Genomic DNA, 17508 nt, shown 5'->3' on the forward strand with positions numbered 1-17508 from the left:
TCGTTGCGGCGCGCCGTTCCCCTGGGGAGCGGCCCGCATTCGTTCTGGCGGGTCTCACTCGGATTCGGCGAGGATCGCGTACAGCTTGCGTCGGGTCTCGTCGAGAACCTGGGCGGCCCGCTCACGCTGGTCGTCGGTGCCGTGCATCATCACCTGCCGCAGGGCGTTCATCGCCTGCGCGCCGGAGTCGCGGATGTCGTGCCAACTGCTCACGGTGTCCTGGGCGACGTCCGCCCAGGGCGGCGTCTGCGCGGCGGCGGTGGCCTCGGCCTGACCGGCCTCGGTGACGGTGAACCGCTTCCGTCCGCCGCTGGGCTCCTCGGCGCTGGCGGCGATCACACCCTCGTCCTCCAGGAGCTGGAGCGTGGGGTAGATCGAACCCGGGCTGGGCCGCCAGGCCCCGCCGGTACGGGAGTCGATCTCCTGGATCATCTCGTAGCCGTGCATCGGCCGCTCGGTGAGCAGGGCCAACACCGCGCCGCGGACGTTGGGGCGTCGCCCTCTGCCGCGGCCGTGCCCGCGACCACGGCCGCGCCCGCCGTGCTCGTGGCCGTGCTCGTGAGGGCCGGGCGGGACCGGCGGGAAGCCGAAGCCCCGCATCCGGGCCTCGTGCATCGGGTGGTGCTGTCGATGGAACCGCATCGGGTTCTCCTTCTCTACGTACTGTCGCTGATGCATCAACGATATATCGGCAATGCATCGCCGACAAGTAGCGGCGAGCAATTCGGCCCTTTGCGGTCCGCCTCGCCACTCGGCCGGCGGGGCGAGGGGTCGATCTGGCAGGCTGGTAGTCGTGCTTACGGTGCCGGTACGGCAACTGGGGGAATCGGAGCGCCGCGCGGTCGAGCGCCTGCTCGACCGTGACCCGTTCGCGGGCGCGCAGGTCGCCGAGCGCATCGCCGCGCGCGGACTGTCCTGGTGGCGGGCCGAAGGGCGGATCCTGGGGTACGGCGCCCGCCGCAACCTCGAATCACTGTGCTGGCTCGGCGGCAACCTGACGCCGGTGCTCGCCAACGACGCCGCCGTCTCCGCCTTCGCCGACCTGCTCGCCGGGGAGGACCGGCTCTGCTCCTCGATCGTCGGCCGCGCGGACGCCGTCCTCGCCCTTTGGGACCGGCTCTCCCACACCTGGGGTCCGGCCCGCGACGTCCGCCCCAACCAGCCGCTGCTGGCCACCGACACGACGCCGGCCGTACCGGCCGATCCAGAGGTACGCCGCGTCCGCTCCGGCGAGGTCGACCGACTCTTTCCGGCGGCGGTCGCCATGTACACCGAGGAGGTGGGCGTCTCCCCGCTCGCCGAGGACGCCGGCCGCAGCTACCGACGCCGGGTCAACGACCTGGTCCGCGCCGGCCGCGCGTACGCCCGGTTCGTCGACGGCAAGGTCGTGTTCAAGGCCGAGTTGGCCGTCGTGACCAAGCGGACCGCCCAGGTCCAGGGCGTCTGGGTCGCCCCGGAATGGCGGGGCCGCGGCATCGCCGCCGCCGCCATGGCCGCCGTGGTGCGCGACGCGCTGGCCCGGGTCGCTCCCACGGTCAGCCTGTACGTCAACGACTTCAACCTCCCGGCCCGCCGAGTCTACGAACGCTGCGGCTTCCAACCGGTCGGCACGCTCGCCACGGTCCTCTTCTGAAGCATCTTGCTGAAGGTACGGCGATGGCCGGCACCCGTTGTCGGGGTGCCGGCCATCTGTGTGTGTTAGCTGTTCCAGTTGTGGGCGACCAGGTCGGTGGCCTGCTGCTCCCACTGGGCGTAGGCGTCGGGGTAGGCGGAGACCTGTACGGTCTGGGCGGCGTCGGTCAGGGGCATGTCCTGCCAGCCGTCGACCTGGCGCAGGCCCTTGAGGAACGCGGTGGTGGAGTACTCGGGGTTGGTGATCTGCTCCGGCGTGCCCCAACCGCTGGTCGGGCGCTGCTGGAACAGGCCGAGGGAGTCGTGGTCGTTGGCGTCGCCGAGGTGACCCAGGTTCTCCAGCTTCGACTCCTGCAGGCTCGTCGCGATGGAGATGACCGCGGCTCGTTCGGGCAGGCCGGCCTTCTTGGTGGCGGCGATGATGGCCTTGGCGTTGGCGGTCTGCTCGCCGTTGAGGTCGATGTGCGACTGGTCGCCCTGCGGCTTGGGTGCGGTGGTCTGCACCGCGGCGGGCTTGGCGTCCACGGCCGGGGTGGCGGCGTGGGCGGCGATGGGGCCGGCGAAGACGCCACCGGCGAACGCGAGACCGGCGATGGACAGCATGCTCTTGCGGAAGATCGTGTTCATGAGGGGTTGCTCCTTCGGGGGTAGGAAACACCCACCTGTCACCAGTGCGGGGGATCGGTGACGGGGGTGTCAGCACCTCGTCCGGGCGCTCAAAGTCTGGGGGGCGGCCTGCGAGCGGGGGGGGGGGGGCTCGTGGCGGCCGGTCCGTGTGTAACGACCCGGGGGGCGGGGCCATTCCCGGGGGCTGACGATCCGCGGGGAGCGGGGCTCGTCGTGCCGGGACCGGGTGTAACGACCTGCGGTCCGGGGTCATTCCCGGGGGCTGACGATCCGAGGGATCGGGGCTCGTCGTGCCGGGAGGGTGTGTAACGACCTGCGGTCCGGGGTCATTCCCGGGGGCTGACGATCCGAGGGATCGGGGCTCGTCGCGCCGGGACCGGGTGTAACGACCTGCGGCCCGGGGTCACTCCCGGGGGCTTGGCTCCCCCGGGGGCGGGGGGCGCGGCCGTGGCCCTGCGATCGTCAGGCTGTGTAACGACCTGCGGCCCGCCGCGATTCCAGCCCAGCCGTGCGTCCGGTCACCCCCGCGAAGACCCGGTGAACGGACATATCGCCCAGCGGGCGCGAACGGCGTGGCGGGTGCCAAAGCATCCGGGTGGTGATCGACTCGACATCGCCGAAGTTGGGGTATCCGAGGCCGGATGACACCGCGATATCGGTGATGTCGAGTTGATCATGGCCGTTCGGGGCCGGTTGATGCCCCTGGGTCGGTGATGTCGAGTTGATCATGGCTGTCCGGGGGGCGGGCAGGTCTCGCGCTCCCGTTGTCGGCGCGCCGGGCGATCGGGGATGACCTGCTCAGGGCGGGTAAATCGGTTGAGGGGACCGGGGCGCTGCCGGCACGCTGGGTGTTCCGCCACCCACGTCCGGAGGAACCTCCCATGCGCCTGCTCCGTGATCTGTGGGCCACCTCGCCACGCCGTATGACGCTCGTGGCCATCCTGATCGTGCTGGGCGCCGCCGGTCAGGCGGGCGCGTCCGCGCTGGCCGGCGCGGTGCTCGTACACCGGTCGGCCGTTTCCTTCACGGTCCTCGCCGCCGCGTTGGCCGCCGTGGTGCTCAGCGACCTGGTGGTGAGCCTGGTGATGGCCGGGCTGACCGCCGACTGGTCCGCCGACGTCCGTCGGCGGCTCTGCCGGGTCGCGCTCGGGCAGGATCTGCCGAGCCTCGAGACCACCCCGGTCGGCGAGCTGCTGGACCGCATCGACGGGGATGTCTACCAGGTGGCGTCGGCGGTTCGTAACCAGGGTTCGCGGCTCGCCCAGGGGCTCTGCGTCGGTCTGCTGTCGATGGTCGTCGCGCTCGCCGTGTGGTGGCCGGCCGGCATCGCGATGCTGCTGCTGACCGTGGTGCTCGGGGTGGGGCTGCGCCGACCCACGGCACGGATCGGCCCGGCCCGGATGGTCGAGGAAGAGGCCTGGTCCGACCTCGCCGCCGTGATGGAGGAGGCGGTGCACGGCCAGGACGACGTGCGGACCAGCCTGGCCCAGCCGTACGTGCTGCGGCTCTATGCCCGGCGGGCCGCCACCGTGCTGTCCCGCGGCCATCGGGTCTGGGTGCTCTCGGCCAAGGTGGCGACGGTCGCCACCGCCACGATCCGGGTCGGCGTCGGCGCGGTGGTGCTCGGCGGGGCCTGGGCCCTGGCCACCGGCCGGGTCGACGCCGCCCGGCTCACCGCCATCTGGCTGCTCGCCCTGGCCTTCGGGGCCACGGCGGAACACGTCGGCCGGATGGTGCCCGAACTACAGGAGGCCCTCGGCGCGTGGGCCCGCGTGCAGCTGCTCCAGAAGGTTCGGCAGGAACCGGTCGGCGGGGCCACCCCGGTCGAGGGCGACCTGCGCATCCGGGACCTGACGTTCGGGTACGAGGTGAGCGGCCCGGAGAGTGGACGAGGTCCGGCCCTGCGCGGGCTCAGCCTCACCTTCGCGCGGGGACGCTCGTACGCCCTGATCGGGCGTACCGGGTCGGGCAAGTCGACCCTGGCGAAGGTGCTCACCCGGGCCGTGGACGTGCCGCCGGGCACCGTCTTCCTCGGCGGCACCGACCTGTGCGACCTCGACGTGGAGGAGTTGCGCCGCTGGGTGGCGCTGGTGCCGCAGCGCACCGAGATCGTGGCCGGCACGCTCGCCGAGAACGTCGCGCTCTACGACCCGGACCTGCTGGACGCCGCCGCCCGAGCGCTCGACGAACTGGGCCTGGCCGGCTGGATCGCCGAGCTGCCCGACGGATTGGCGACCCGGCTGGGGGAGGGCGGGCACGTGCTCTCCGCCGGGCAGGAACAGTTGGTGGCGTTCGCCCGGATCCTGGTCCGGGACCCGCACGTGGTGATCCTCGACGAGGCCACCGCGCGGTTGGACCCGGTGACCGAGGCGCGGGTGCAGCGGGCCACCGAGCGACTGCTGCGCGACCGGATCGGCATCGTGATCGCGCACCGACTCTCCTCGGTGCGCCGCTGCGACGAGGTGGTGGTGCTCGCCGACGGCGCGGTGGTCGAGGCCGGTCCGTTGGAGACGTCCACGCGGTTCGCCGAGTTGCTGGCGACCAGTCACGCCGCCGTCTACGCCGGCGGGGCGGCGACGTCCCGCACCGGCGGCGGCACCGACCTCCTGACCGGCCCGAGCACCGCCGGCACCGACCTGCTGGCCGACCCGAACACGGCGGGCACCGACCTGCTGGCCGGTCGGGACACGGCCGGCCCGAACACCGCCGGTCGGGACACCGCTGGCTCGGTTGAGGCGGCGGTGGCGGGGGCCGGGTCGGCGTCGGCGTCGCGTACCGACCCGCCGCCGTTGCCGCCGACGCCGCCGGCGCGGACCTTCCGGGAGATCATCCGGCTCTGCACCAACGATCCCCGGTACGGAGCCGCCGCGATCGCCCTGTTCCTCGGACTCAGCCTGCTGGGGCTGGACGGTCCGCTGCTGCCGTGGCTGTGGGCCGACCTGGTCGACGGCTCCGGCAGTCCGTACCTGCCCGCGTTGGGCATCGTGGCCGGGCTGCTGGTCACCCTGCCGCTGCCGTTCTACACGCACGTGTGGTTTCCGCACTGGTGGGTGCGGCAGATGCTGCGGATCGGCCTGCGGCTGGTGCACGGCCAGACCGGCCCTCGCCGGGTCAGCTCGCACAGCCCGGCGGAGGTGGTGGCCCAGGGCGGCGACACCGAGCGGGTGGTGCAGCTCGCCGACAACGTGTTGGACCAGACCGTGGCGGTGGTGCTGGTGGTGGCCATGACGGCGGTCACCGGCAGCGTCGTACCGGGGCTGTTCTTCCTCGGCACGATGGTGGTCTCCGGCCTGGCCGCGACGTTGTTCGGGCCGAAGCTGGAGCGCGCGGCGCGGGCGACCGTCGCGGCGCGGGCCGCCTTCGCCACCGCGTTGGTCTCCGCGCTCTCCGCGGCGCGGACGGTCAAGCTCGCCGGCGCGACGTCAGCGGTGCTGCGTCACCTGTCCGACCTGGACGTGCTGCGCAGTGACCGGCAGCGCCGGGAGATCGCCGTGCAGGTGTGGTCCCGGTCGACGCCGGCGGTGGTCAGCGGGCTGCTGCCGATCGGCGCGTGGGCCCTCTACCTGGGCGGCGAACTGTCGGCCGGCACGGTGCTGGTGGCCGTCTCCACGCTGGGCGCGGCCCGGTGGTTCGCCTGGACCACCGCGTCGTTGATCTCCCAACTGCCGTCGGCGCGGGTGTGGACCCGGCGGACGGTGGCGATGACGGGCGTGGGGGCGTACTCGGTGGGGGTGCCGGCGGTCGACCTGGCCGGCGGCACCGCGCCCGCGCCGACGCCGCCGCCGCGCCGCCCGCTGCGCCGACTGGAGCTGCGCGGCTTCTCGGTGGTGCACTCCGACGGCACGGTCGCCGTGCGCGACGTGGACCTGACGGTCCAGCGCGGGCAGTTGGTGCTGGTCGTCGGGCCGGTCGGAGCGGGCAAGTCCTCGCTGCTGCGGGCCCTCGCGGGCATCGTGCACCACACCGGCGAGCTGCGGTGGAACGGTGACACGGTCACCGAGCCCGAGCTGTTCCTACGCCCCAACCAGGTCGGTTACGTCGGTCAGCTACCCCGGGTGCTCTCCGGCACGGTGGTCGAGAACATCGCGCTCGGCCACCAGGTGGACGCGGCGGACGCGGTCAGCACGGCGCAGCTCGACCACGACCTGGCCGCCGCCGGGGGTGGGCTGGGCCTGCTCATCGGGCACAAGGGCACCCGGCTCTCCGGCGGGCAGCTCCAGCGGCTGGCCCTGGCTCGGGCGCTGGCGCCGCGTACCGAACTGCTGGTCGCGGACGACGTGTCGTCGGCGCTGGACGTCACGACGGAGCTGGCGCTGTGGCAGGCGCTGCGGGCGCACGGCGTGACCGTGGTGGGGTCCACCGCCAAGCGTGCCGCGTTGGTCCGGGCCGACCACGTCGTGGTGTTGGGGGAGGGCACGGTGGCGGCCCAGGGGACCTGGCGCGAGCTGGAGGGCGACTGGTCGCACCTCGCCGGCTGAGAGCCGGGGTCGGGCGGCTGCCGGGAACGGCAGCCGCCCGACGAGGCTGATCAGGCGCGGGCGTACTGGGCGGGACCGCTGTACGCGACGCCGAGCTTGCCGGCGGCGCGGCGCGGCCAGTACGGGTCGCGCAGCAGCTCCCGGCCGAGGAGCACCAGGTCGGCCTCGCCGCTGGCGATGATCTGCTCGGCGTGCTCCGGCTCGACGATCAGGCCGACCGCGCCGGTGGGTACGCCGGCCTCGCGGCGGATCTGGGCGGCCAGCGGCACCTGGTAGCCGGGGCCGAGCTGCGGGATGCGCTGCTCGGTGCTGACGCCCCCGGAGGAGGTGTCGACCAGGTCGACGCCGACGGCGGCCAGCTCCCCGGCGAGCACGACGCTGTCCTCGACGGTCCAGCCGCCCTCGACCCAGTCGGTCGCGGAGATCCGGGTGAGCACCGGCACGCTCTCGCCGACGGCGGCGCGTACCGCGCGGGCGACCTCCAGGGTGAGCCGCATCCGGCCGGCCCGGTCACCGCCGTAGGCGTCGGTGCGGTGGTTGGTCAGCGGCGACAGGAACTCGTTGAGCAGGTAACCGTGCGCGGCGTGCACCTCCACGGCCGCGAAGCCGGCGGCGAGGGCCCGCTCGGCGGCGGCGGCGAACGCGTCGATGACGCCCGCGATGCCCGCCGCGTCGAGTGCGGTCGGCGTCCGGTAGCTGGGGCTGAACGGCTCGGCGCTCGGGGCGACCGGCGTCCAGCCGCCCTCGGCGTCCGGCACCCCGCCGTTGCCCGACGCCCACGGCCGGTAGGTGGAGGCCTTGAACCCGGCGTGCGCGAGCTGAACGGCCGGCACCGCGCCGTGTGCGGCGACGAAGGCGGTCACCGGCCGCCAGGCGTCCACGTGCGCGCCGGACCACAGCCCGGTGTCCTGCGGGGAGATCCGACCCTCGGGGAGTACGGCGGTCGCCTCGGTCAGCACCAGTCCGGCCCCGCCGATCGCGCGGGTGCCGAGGTGGACGAGGTGCCAGTCGGTGGGCAGGCCGTCCGGGCCGGCCGAGTACTGGCACATGGGGGCCATGGCGATGCGGTTGGGCAGGGTGATCCCGCGCAGGGCCAGCGGTGTGAACAGGGAACTCATGTGCTCATCCTCTCGGTACGGCGACGGACCCCGCTGTCGAGGGGTCCGTCGCCGTGGAAGAACGGGTCAGGCGGGTACGGGGTTCAGCTCCGGCCGGGTGTCGGCGGCCACGGTCTCCGGCTCGGTGAGGTCACGGCGGCCGGCCGACTCGTACGCGGCCCGGTCGAGGGTGCCCTCCCGGGCGGCGACGACGGTCGGCACCAGCGCCTGCCCGGCCACGTTGGTGGCGGTGCGCATCATGTCCAGGATCGGGTCGATGGCGAGCAGCAGGCCGGCCCCGGCCAGCGGCAGGCCCAGCGTGCTCAGGGTGAGGGTGAGCATCACGATCGCGCCGGTCAGGCCGGCGGTGGCAGCCGAGCCGACCACCGAGACGAAGGCGATGAGCAGGTAGTCGGTGAGGCCGAGCTGCACGCCGAACACCTGGGCCACGAAGATCGCGGCGAGTGCCGGGTAGATCGCGGCGCAGCCGTCCATCTTCGTGGTGGCGCCGAACGGCACCGCGAACGAGGCGTACTCGCGGGGGACGCCGAGGCGCTCGACGGAGCGCTGGGTCACCGGCATGGTGCCCACCGAGGAGCGGGACACGAAGGCCAGCTCGATCGCGGGCCAGGCCCCGGCGAAGAAACGCAGCGGGTTGAGTCGGCCGGCGAGGATCAGCACCAGCGGGTAGACCACGAACAGCACGATGGCGCAGCCGACGTAGACGGCGGTGGTGAACTTCGCCAGCGGAGCCAGCAGGTCCCAGCCGTACGAGGCGACGGCGTTGCCGATCAGGCCGAGCGTGCCGATCGGGGCGAGCCGAATGACCCACCAGAGGGCCTTCTGCACGATCTCCAGCAGCGAGCGGTTCAGCGCCACGAACGGCTCGGCGGCCTCACCGACGAGCAGGGCAGCAGCGCCGATGACGACGGCGAGGAAGACGATCTGCAGGACGTTGCCCTCGACGAACGCGCCGACCGGGTTGGTGGGCACGATGCCGGTGAGGAAGTCCGTCCACGAGCCGGTCTTCTTCGGTGCGGCCGCGCCGCCCAGGTCGAGGGTCACGCCCCGGCCCGGGTCGACGAGCAGGCCGAGGCCGATGCCGATGCTCACCGAGATCAGCGCGGTGATGCCGAACCACATGAGGGTCTTGAGGGCGAGCCGGGCGGCGTTGGCCACGCCGCGCAGGCTGACCACGCTGACCACGATGGCGGTGAAGACCAGCGGCGGTACGGCCAGCTTGAGGAGCTGGACGAAGAGGGAGCCGATGGTGTGCAGGGTGCTGGTCAGCCAGCTCACGTCGTTGGCGCGGGCCAGGAAGCCGAGCGCCACGCCGAGGACGAGGCCGAGCAGGATCTGTACGGAGAAGGGGATTTTGCGCAGGCCGAAGGGCATGGGATGTCCAAGTGAGGTGGTCTGGTCGGGGTAGGCGAGTGAAGGACGGCTACGCCGGACAGATGCCGCTGGCCTGCAGTCGGAGATCGACATACAGGCGGACGGTAAGGCCCCAGACATTGGTCATCGTTGGTCGACGATACGCCGATAAGTTCGATCTGCAAGGTGTGATGCGCGTGACGCTCCTTACAGGCTTCGGTGTCGGCAAGTCAGGGCCAGGGCCGTGCCGGTGGCCACGCCCCACAGCACGGCCAACGCCAGAACCACCCGTTCCACCACGCCGACCAGCGAGCCCCGGCCGACCACGAGCATGGCCAGGCCGATCGTGGCGCACAGCGGCAGGGCGAGCGCCGCCGTCACCGCCGCCAGCCGGCGTACCACCGGTCCGGCCGGCCCGGACACCGCCAACGCCACCATGGCGAGGACCACCGCCGCCGTCGCCGCGATGCTCGCGCCGCCGTGCACCAGATCGGCCACCGTGGTCCGCTCGAACGGCGGTAGCGGGCACCCGGCGGAGCAGGTCACCGCCCCGGAGACCGCCGTGAGCACCGCGCCGCTGGCGAGCAGCGGCGGCGCGACCCGGACCCCGGGCGGCAGCGCCGCGGCGATCAGCAGCAACGCGCCGGCAAGAGCCAGAACCCCGATCCGGTACGTCACGGCGTGCGCGCTGCCGGCGATACCGGCCTCGCTCACGTACCCGGTGAAGCCCGGACCGGGACCGGCGACCACCGCGACGGTCACCGCGACCGCCCCGGCCACCGCGCAGCCGGCGGCGGCCGACCCGGCGACCCGGCGGGCCCGGCCCCCGTGGCCGCGAGGCGTCGTGGCGGTGCCGGCCCGACCCGGCTCAGCCACGTCCGTGCGGCGTCGTCCAGCCGGACTCGTCGGGCCCCAACGGCACGATGCCGGTCGGGTTGATCTCCCGGTGGGTGCCGTAGTAGTGCCGCTTGATGTGGTCGAAGTCCACCGTCTCGCCGAAACCCGGCGTCTGGAACAGGTCCCGGGCGTACGCCCAGAGCACCGGCATCTCGGTCAGCTTGTTCCGGTTGCACTTGAAGTGCCCGTGGTACGCCGCGTCGAAGCGGACCAGCGTGGTGAACAGCCGTACGTCCGCCTCGGTGATCGCGTCCCCCATCAGGTAGCGCTGCCCGGCCAGCCGCTCGGAGAGCGCGTCCAGCCGGGCGAACAGCGCCCGGAACGCCTCGTCGTACGCCTCCTGGGAGGTCGCGAAGCCGCACCGGTAGACGCCGTTGTTGACGTCGGTGTGGATCCCGGCCATCAGCGCGTCCATCTCGGGGCGCAGCGCGACCGGGTACAGATCCGGGGCGTCGGGGGCGTGCAGTGACCGCCACTCGGTGGAGAAGTCGAGGGTGAGCTGCGGGTAGTCATTGGTGACCACCCGGCCGGTCAGGGTGTCGACGAGCGCCGGCACGGTCACCCGGCCGGTGTAGTCCTCGTCGGTGGCCAGGTACGCCTCGGAGAGGAAGCGGACGCCGAGGACCGGATCGAAGCCGTCCGGGTCGAGCGCGAACGCCCAACCCCGCTCGTCCCGGATCGGGTCGACGGTGCCCAGCGAGATCGCGTCGTCCAGCCCGAGCAGGCCACGCACGATCCTCGCCCGGTGCGCCCACGGGCACGCGCGGCACCAGACGAGCCGGTACCGGCCGGCCTCCAACGGCCAGCGGTCCTGCTCGTCCGGACCGCCGCCCGGGGGCGAGGTCGAGTCGGCGGTGACCCGACCGGTGAACCGGTTGGGCTGACGGACGAACGCGCCGCCACGGCTGGTCTCTGCGCTGAACTGGGCCCGGGCCATGCCGTCAACCTATCCGTTGCCGGCGTGGATATCCTGGCGGCCGGCAGCCCCCCGCGATCCGGTGGGCCTGCCCCACCCCCGCCGTCTGCACCCCTGAAGGACTCGCGATGACCGTGGCATACCTGGTGGCCGGTGTCCGTACCCCGATCGGCCGGTACGCGGGCGCGCTGGCCGGCGTCCGCCCCGACGACCTGGCCGCCCACGTGATCCGCGAGTTGGTCGCCCGGCACCCGTCGGTGGACTGGGCCCGCGTCGACGACGTCGTACTCGGTTGCGCCAACCAGGCCGGCGAGGACAACCGCAACGTGGCCCGGATGGCGGCGCTGCTCGCCGGGCTGCCCGAGGAGGTGCCGGGCAGCACGGTCAACCGGCTCTGCGGCTCCGGTCTGGACGCCCTCGCCACCGCCGCCCGCTCCATCGTGGCGGGGGAGGCCGAGCTGGTGATCGCGGGCGGGGTGGAGAGCATGAGCCGCGCGCCCTTCGTCGTGCCGAAGGCGACCTCGGCGTACTCCCGCTCCGCCGAGATGTACGACACCACCCTGGGCTGGCGGCTGGTCAACCCGCTGATGCGCGACGGCTGGGGGATCGACTCGATGCCCGAGACGGCCGAGAACGTGGCCGCCGAGTACGGCGTCGACCGCGCCGAGCAGGACGCCTTCGCGTACCGCTCGCAGCAGCGCGCCGCCAAGGCGCAGGCCGACGGCCGGTTCGCCGAGGAGATCGTCCCGGTGTCCGTTCCCGCCGGTCGTCGGGAGACCCGACTGGTCGAGGTCGACGAGCACCCGCGCGAGACGTCGCTGGAGAAGCTGGCCGCGCTGCCCACCCCGTTCCGCGACGGCGGCACGGTGACCGCCGGCAACTCGTCGGGCGTCAACGACGGCGCGGTGGCCCTGCTGGTGGCCGGCGAGGCCGCGGTGCGGCGGTACGGCCTCACCCCGCTGGCCCGCGTCGTCGGCGCGGCGACGGCGGGCGTGCCGCCCCGGATCATGGGGATCGGCCCGGTGCCGGCCACCCGCAAACTGCTCGACCGGACCGGCGTCGACCTGGCGGCGGTGGACGTCGTCGAGCTGAACGAGGCGTTCGCCGCGCAGTCCGTGGCGGTGCTGCGCGAACTGGGACTGCCCGTGGACGCCGAGCACGTGAACCCCAACGGGGGCGCGATCGCGCTCGGGCACCCGCTGGGCGCGAGCGGTGCGCGGCTGGCGCTCACCGCCGCACTGGAGCTGCGCCGCCGGGGCGGCCGTCGGGCGCTCGCCACCATGTGCATCGGTGTCGGTCAGGGCATCTCGCTGCTGCTGGAATCCGCCGCCTGAGTGCGGAAAGTTACGTGAGGGGATCTCCCGTACGCGGTGGCCGGCGGCCTAGAGTGGTCCACACCACACGACCCGCGGGGTCGGCCGGCGGCCGCGTACGCCCGTCGACGCCGGTGCCTCGCGCTGCGGCGACGAACTGGGGGGCACACCGATGCCGGACGCACTGCCGACCGAGATTGACCTGACCAGGCCGAGCGCGGCCCGGGTGTACGACTACTTCCTGGGCGGGGCGCACAACTTCGAGATCGACCGGCAGTTGGCCGAGCAGATCGCCAGCATGACCCCGAACCTCGCGGCCACCATGCGCTCCGGCCGCGATTTCCTGCGCCGCGCCGTCCGGGCGCTGCTCGACGCCGGTATCGACCAGTTCCTCGACATCGGCTCCGGCATCCCGACCGTGGGCAACGTGCACGAGGTGGCTCAGGCGGCCAACCCGAAGGCCCGGGTGGTCTATGTCGACATCGACCCGGTGGCGGTCGCGCACAGCCGGGAACTGCTCGCGGGCAACGACCTGACCGCAGTGATCCACGCCGATCTGCGCGAGCCGGAGCGGATTCTCGCCGAGACCCGACGGCTCGGGTTGATCGACTTCGAGCGTCCCATGGGCATCCTGCTGGCCGGGGTGGTGCACTTCGTTCCGGACGCCGACCGTCCCGACGAGATCCTGGCGACCCTGCGGGCCGCCGCCGCGCCGGGCAGCTTCCTGGTCGTCTCGCACTCCACCTTCGAGGACCAGCCGCAGGAGATGCTGGACGCCCAGCGCCTCTCCTCCCGGACCGACACCGAGATCACCCTGCGCTCCCGCGCGCAGGTCACCGGCTTCTTCGGCGACTGGACGGTGCTCGAACCGGGCGTCGTGCACATGCCACTGTGGCGCCCCGACTCGCCCGAGGACGTCGACGAGCACCCCGAGCGGTTCGGCGCCTTCGGCGGCGTCGCCCGGTACGACCAGCCCGCCGGCTGACCCCATGGCCGCCGTCCCGGACCCCACCGGGGTCGACGTCGGCCGGACCGGTGTCGAGGCGTACGCCGCTGACTGGGCCCGTGTCGTACGCCGCATCGGTTTCGTGCCGCACAGCGCGGCCGAGACCGAGCGGCTGCTGCTGCTGCACACCGTCCGGCTGGCGGAGATCGTGCGAGCCGAGCCGTTCAGCGCCCGTCCCGCCGAGGAGGTGGGGCGGGCCCTGGTGGAGGCGCACCTGACCGAGCCCCGGGCGTTGGAGTGGTCGCTGCGCGCGCTCGGTGACGACTTCCCCGCCCGGGTGCTGGCGGCCGACGGTCGACCCGCCGATCTGGGCGACCGGATCGCGGCGACGCAGGGCGCGCTGGCGGCCGGGTTCGCCCGCGCCCTGCGCGACCGCACCTTCGCCCAGCAGGAGCGCATCGCCCGTTCGGCGTGGCAGGCGCGGGATGAGGTCGAGCAGGCGTTGCGCGACAGCGAGGCGCGGTTCCGGGCGGTCTTCACGGGCGCCGCCATCGGTATCGGCATCGCCGGGGTGGACGGGCAGATCATCGACGTCAACACGGCCTTCGCCGAGATGCTCGGCTACTCGATCGAGGAGCTGCGCCGGATCAACGTGGCGACGCTGTTCCACGCCGACGACGCCGCCGGCATGTGGGAGCTGTACCAGGAGCTGATCGAGGGCAAGCAGGACTCGGCCCGGGTCCAGAAGCGCTACTACCGCAAGGACGGCAGCGTCGTCTGGACGGATCTGGCCGTCTCGCTGATCCGGTACGACGACGGCCGGCCACGGTTCACCGTCGCGATGATCGAGGACATCACCGAGCGGTACGAGCTCCAACAGCGGCTGCGCTTCCAGGCGCTGCACGATCCGCTCACCGGGCTCCCCAACCGGACGTTGTTCTTCGAGACGTTGGGCCGGGTCTTCGACACCGCCGCCCCCGGCCAACGGGTCGGGGTGTGCTTCCTCGACCTGGACGGCTTCAAGACCATCAACGACAGCCTCGGCCACGACCTCGGCGACCGGCTGTTGGTGACGATCGGCCGGCGGCTCGCCGAGTGTGTGGCCGACCGGGGTCACCTGGTCGCCCGGATGGGCGGCGACGAGTTCGTCATCCTGGTCGACGGCGGCGGTGACGTCGAGGACGCGGTGGCCGTGGCGGAGGCCGCGCTGGCCGCCGTCGCCGCGCCCGTACACGTCGGCGACCAGCAGTTGGCGGTCTCCGCCAGCGTCGGGATCGTGGACTGCCCGGCCGCGGAGACCACCGCCTCGGAGCTGATGAAAGCCGCCGACACGACGCTCTACTGGGCAAAGGCGGCCGGGCGGGGTCGGTGGGCGGTGTACGACCCGGAGCGCAGTGCCCGTGACCACGCCCGGTCGGCGCTGGTCGCCGGACTGCCCGCCGCGCTGGACCGGGGTGAGTTCGTCCTGCACTACCAGCCGATCGTGTCGCTGCTGGAGGGCACCATGCTCGCCGTGGAGGCGCTGGTCCGCTGGGAACACCCGGAGCTTGGTCTCATCGGCCCGGATCACTTCATCGGCCTCGCCGAGGAGACCGGTCTGATCGTCCGGCTCGGGGAGTGGGTGCTGCGGCGGGCCTGCCGCGACGCCGAACGGTGGTGGCGGGAGTTCCCCGAGGCGCGGGTCGTGGTCAGCGTCAACCTGGCCGCCCGGCAGGCCGACGACCCGGCGATCGTCGCGACGGTGGCCGACGCGCTCGCCACCAGCGGTCTCCCGGCGGAGCTGCTGCAACTGGAACTGACCGAGAGCGCCGTCATGGGCAGCGCGGGCGAGCCGCTGCGCAGCCTGCACCGGCTCGCGGCGCTGGGCGTCCGACTCGCGGTCGACGACTTCGGCACCGGCTACTCCAACCTCGCGTACCTGCGGCGGCTGCCGATCCACTGTCTGAAGCTGGCCGGCCCGTTCGTCGAGGGCATCCGCGCCGACGGTACGGACGAGGCGGCGGACCACCGCGACGAGCGGATCGTCGACGCGTTGGTCAGGTTGGCGCACGCGTTGGAGCTGTGGGTCACGGCCGAGGCGGTGGAGACCGGCGTGCAGGCGGAGCGGCTACGGGCCCTGCGCTGCGACACCGGGCAGGGGCGGTACTTCGGCGCTCCGGTGCCCGCGCAGGACATCACGGCCCGGCTCCGGCAGGCTACGGCGTGAGGCACGCGGGCTGGCCGGCGACGGACGGCGACGGCGTGAGCGGCGGGCCGGTCCGGTCCGCGTGGTGCCGACGGAAGGCGACGGCGTGAGCCTGAACGACTCGCAGACGGTGGTGACCGTGGTGGCCGCGCTGGCCATCGTGGCCGGGCTGGCGGGTGTGGTGGTGCCCGGCCTGCCGGCGCTCCCGCTGTGCTGGGGCGGGGTGCTGGTCTGGGCGATCTTCGGCGGGGCCGGCCCCGCGGGTTGGGCGGTGTTCGCCGCCGCCACGCTCGTCGCGGTCGGCGGCATGGTCGTGAAGTATCTCTGGCCGGGGCGGAACCTCAAGCGGACCGGTGTGCCGACGTCGTCCCTGCTGGCCGGGGGCGCGCTCGGGCTGGTGGGGTTCTTCGTGATCCCCGTGGTCGGCCTGCTGCTGGGTTTCGTCGTCGGGGTGTGGGCGGCGGAGCGGCTGCGGCTGGGCAGCAACCGGCTCGCCTGGCCGTCCACCGTGCAGGCCCTCAAGGCGGTCGGCCTGTCCATGCTGGTGGAGTTCCTGGCCGGCCTGACCATCGGCGCCCTCTGGGTCGGCGGCCTCCTGCTGACCTGATCCACCGGGCTTCGACGCGTTCCGTTGAGCCGTAGGGTGAGGGCGTGCGACTGGTCAAGTTCACGCATGCCTGTGTCCGCCTTGAGGACGACGAGCGCCGACTGCTGATCGATCCCGGCGTCTGGACCGAGCCGGAGGCCTTCGACGGGGTCACCGACATCCTGGTGACTCACGAGCACGACGACCACTTCGATCTTGAGCGGGTCGCCGAGGTGTCAGCCTCTCGTCCGGTGCGGCTCTTCGCGCCGGAGCCGGTTCGAGAACTCGCCGTGCGGGGCGGATTGGCGGAGGCGGTCACCGTGGTCACGGCGGGTGCGGAGTTTCGTGCCGGCGGCTTCCGGGTGGCGGCGGTCGGCGGTGAGCACGCGGAGATCTACGACGGACTGCCGGGCTGCGTGAACCTCGGCTATGTGGTCGAGGGCGTCTACCACCCCGGCGACTCGTACTTCGTACCTCACCAGCGGGTGACGACGCTTCTCGTGCCAGCCGCAGGCCCTTGGGGCAGGCACCGCGAGGCCATCGACATGACGCGGGCGATCGCCCCGGAGCGGGCGTTTCCCATCCACGATCGGGCACTGTCGGCGGACGTCGGCTATGAGAACTTCGACGGCTGGATGGAGTACAAGGGCGCAACCGAATACCGGCGGATCCCCGTCGGCGACAGCGCGACCCTGTGATCGCGTGCGCATCGTGGTGCTCGGCGGTCTCGGCGCCTGGCCCTCGGCCGACCAGGGCTGTGCCGGCTTCCTGGTCGAGCGCCAGGGTTTCCGGCTGCTGATCGATCCCGGCTACGCGACCCTGCAACCGCTGCTGACCCGGCTGCCCGCCTCGGCGGTCGACGCCGTGTACGTCAGCCACGGCCACCCCGACCACTGCGCCGACCTGCAGCCACTGCTGCGGGCCAGGGCGTTGGCCGACCGACCCGCCCCGGCGCTGCCGGTGTACGCGCCCACCGGCAGCCTCGATGCGCTGCTCGCGATCGACGATGCGGGGCTCGTCGACACGGCGTACGAGCTGCACGAGTTCACCCCCGGCGACACCTTCGACGTCGGTCCGTTCACCCTGCGGACCTGGTCGTTGCCGCACTGGGTGCCCAACGCGGGAGCCCGCATCACCGCCGGCGGGACGGCGCTGGCGTACACCGGGGATACCGGCCCGAGCCCGATGCTGGCCGAGCTGGCCCGCGACGCCGACCTGCTGATCGCCGACGCGACGTACGTCGACGAGATCCCGGACCGGCAGGTCGGATTCCTGTCGAGCGCAGCCGAGGTGGGCCGTCACGCCAGTACGGCACGCGCCAGAGCGGTCCTGTTGACCCACCTGTGGCCCGGCACGGACCCGGAGGCGGCGATCGCCGCGACGCGGCAGGCGTACGCGGGGCCGGTCGCCGTGGCCCGACCGGGCGTGGTGCTCGATCTGCCCGGCTGACGTCCGGG

General features: G+C 73.0%; 14 protein-coding genes. 8 read left to right on the forward strand and 6 right to left on the reverse strand.

Features of this window, described 5'->3' with window-relative positions; all coding sequences use genetic code 11:
- Window positions 1-54: 54 nt before the first annotated feature.
- Window positions 55-642 (reverse strand): PadR family transcriptional regulator, encoded by a 588-nt coding sequence (locus AB0I89_RS08425; protein WP_357122320.1) that lies wholly within the window; start codon window positions 640-642, stop codon window positions 55-57.
- Window positions 643-793: 151 nt separating this feature from the next.
- Here AB0I89_RS08425 and AB0I89_RS08430 point away from each other — a divergent pair, with 151 nt between their 5' ends.
- A complete protein-coding gene (locus tag AB0I89_RS08430; protein WP_357122323.1) occupies window positions 794-1633 on the forward strand; it encodes a GNAT family N-acetyltransferase in 840 nt (279 codons plus the stop codon).
- 65 nt (window positions 1634-1698) lie between these two features.
- Here the strand turns inward: AB0I89_RS08430 and AB0I89_RS08435 are convergent, their stop codons facing one another.
- Window positions 1699-2259, reverse strand: coding sequence for a hypothetical protein (locus AB0I89_RS08435; RefSeq protein WP_357122326.1), 561 nt, complete (start codon window positions 2257-2259; stop codon window positions 1699-1701).
- A gap of 881 nt (window positions 2260-3140) precedes the next feature.
- Between AB0I89_RS08435 and AB0I89_RS08440 the strand changes: the two genes are divergently transcribed.
- Complete coding sequence (locus AB0I89_RS08440; RefSeq protein ID WP_357122329.1) at window positions 3141-6737, forward strand: ABC transporter ATP-binding protein/permease; 3597 nt, start codon at window positions 3141-3143, stop codon at window positions 6735-6737.
- Window positions 6738-6787: 50 nt separating this feature from the next.
- Here AB0I89_RS08440 and AB0I89_RS08445 read toward each other — a convergent pair whose 3' ends face one another.
- The 4 genes from AB0I89_RS08445 to AB0I89_RS08460 form a co-directional block, all read right to left on the reverse strand.
- Complete coding sequence (locus AB0I89_RS08445; RefSeq protein ID WP_357122332.1) at window positions 6788-7855, reverse strand: NADH:flavin oxidoreductase/NADH oxidase; 1068 nt, start codon at window positions 7853-7855, stop codon at window positions 6788-6790.
- 66 nt (window positions 7856-7921) lie between these two features.
- Entirely contained in the window at window positions 7922-9217 is a 1296-nt protein-coding gene (locus AB0I89_RS08450) for a dicarboxylate/amino acid:cation symporter (protein WP_357123332.1), read from the reverse strand.
- 198 nt (window positions 9218-9415) lie between these two features.
- Window positions 9416-10084: a DUF998 domain-containing protein gene (locus AB0I89_RS08455; protein WP_357122335.1), complete on the reverse strand. Its 669-nt coding sequence runs from the start codon at window positions 10082-10084 to the stop codon at window positions 9416-9418.
- Complete coding sequence (locus AB0I89_RS08460) at window positions 10077-11042, reverse strand: glutathione S-transferase C-terminal domain-containing protein (protein WP_357122338.1); 966 nt, start codon at window positions 11040-11042, stop codon at window positions 10077-10079. The genes AB0I89_RS08455 and AB0I89_RS08460 overlap by 8 nt, the downstream gene beginning before the upstream one ends.
- A gap of 107 nt (window positions 11043-11149) precedes the next feature.
- Here AB0I89_RS08460 and pcaF point away from each other — a divergent pair, with 107 nt between their 5' ends.
- The 6 genes from pcaF (at window position 11150) to AB0I89_RS08490 (ending at window position 17500) form a co-directional block, all read left to right on the forward strand.
- A complete protein-coding gene (gene pcaF / locus AB0I89_RS08465; protein WP_357122341.1) occupies window positions 11150-12355 on the forward strand; it encodes a 3-oxoadipyl-CoA thiolase in 1206 nt (401 codons plus the stop codon).
- 151 nt (window positions 12356-12506) lie between these two features.
- Entirely contained in the window at window positions 12507-13319 is an 813-nt protein-coding gene (locus tag AB0I89_RS08470; RefSeq protein WP_357122344.1) for an SAM-dependent methyltransferase, read from the forward strand.
- A 4-nt stretch (window positions 13320-13323) separates the two neighbouring features.
- On the forward strand, window positions 13324-15486 hold the full coding sequence (locus AB0I89_RS08475; RefSeq protein WP_357122348.1) for an EAL domain-containing protein: 2163 nt from the start codon (window positions 13324-13326) through the stop codon (window positions 15484-15486).
- Window positions 15487-15571: 85 nt separating this feature from the next.
- Window positions 15572-16072, forward strand: coding sequence for a DUF456 domain-containing protein (locus AB0I89_RS08480; RefSeq protein WP_357122351.1), 501 nt, complete (start codon window positions 15572-15574; stop codon window positions 16070-16072).
- Window positions 16073-16116: 44 nt separating this feature from the next.
- Complete coding sequence (locus AB0I89_RS08485) at window positions 16117-16749, forward strand: MBL fold metallo-hydrolase (protein WP_357122354.1); 633 nt, start codon at window positions 16117-16119, stop codon at window positions 16747-16749.
- Between the two features lie 4 nt (window positions 16750-16753).
- The gene (locus AB0I89_RS08490; protein ID WP_357122357.1) at window positions 16754-17500 is read left to right on the forward strand and encodes an MBL fold metallo-hydrolase; all 747 of its coding nucleotides are present in this window, start codon (window positions 16754-16756) and stop codon (window positions 17498-17500) included.
- Window positions 17501-17508 lie beyond the last annotated feature (8 nt).

This window comes from Micromonospora sp. NPDC049801, from assembly GCF_040656575.1.
Taxonomy (GTDB): Bacteria; Actinomycetota; Actinomycetes; order Mycobacteriales; family Micromonosporaceae; genus Micromonospora.

Coding starts and splice junctions, on each gene's coding strand:
- AB0I89_RS08425 (WP_357122320.1), bottom strand. CDS start 642: ATGCGGTTCCATCGACAGCACCACCCGATGCACGAGGCCCGGATGCGG.
- AB0I89_RS08435 (WP_357122326.1), bottom strand. CDS start 2,259: ATGAACACGATCTTCCGCAAGAGCATGCTGTCCATCGCCGGTCTCGCG.
- AB0I89_RS08440 (WP_357122329.1), top strand. CDS start 3,141: ATGCGCCTGCTCCGTGATCTGTGGGCCACCTCGCCACGCCGTATGACG.
- AB0I89_RS08445 (WP_357122332.1), bottom strand. CDS start 7,855: ATGAGTTCCCTGTTCACACCGCTGGCCCTGCGCGGGATCACCCTGCCC.
- AB0I89_RS08460 (WP_357122338.1), bottom strand. CDS start 11,042: ATGGCCCGGGCCCAGTTCAGCGCAGAGACCAGCCGTGGCGGCGCGTTC.
- pcaF (WP_357122341.1), top strand. CDS start 11,150: ATGACCGTGGCATACCTGGTGGCCGGTGTCCGTACCCCGATCGGCCGG.
- AB0I89_RS08470 (WP_357122344.1), top strand. CDS start 12,507: ATGCCGGACGCACTGCCGACCGAGATTGACCTGACCAGGCCGAGCGCG.
- AB0I89_RS08475 (WP_357122348.1), top strand. CDS start 13,324: ATGGCCGCCGTCCCGGACCCCACCGGGGTCGACGTCGGCCGGACCGGT.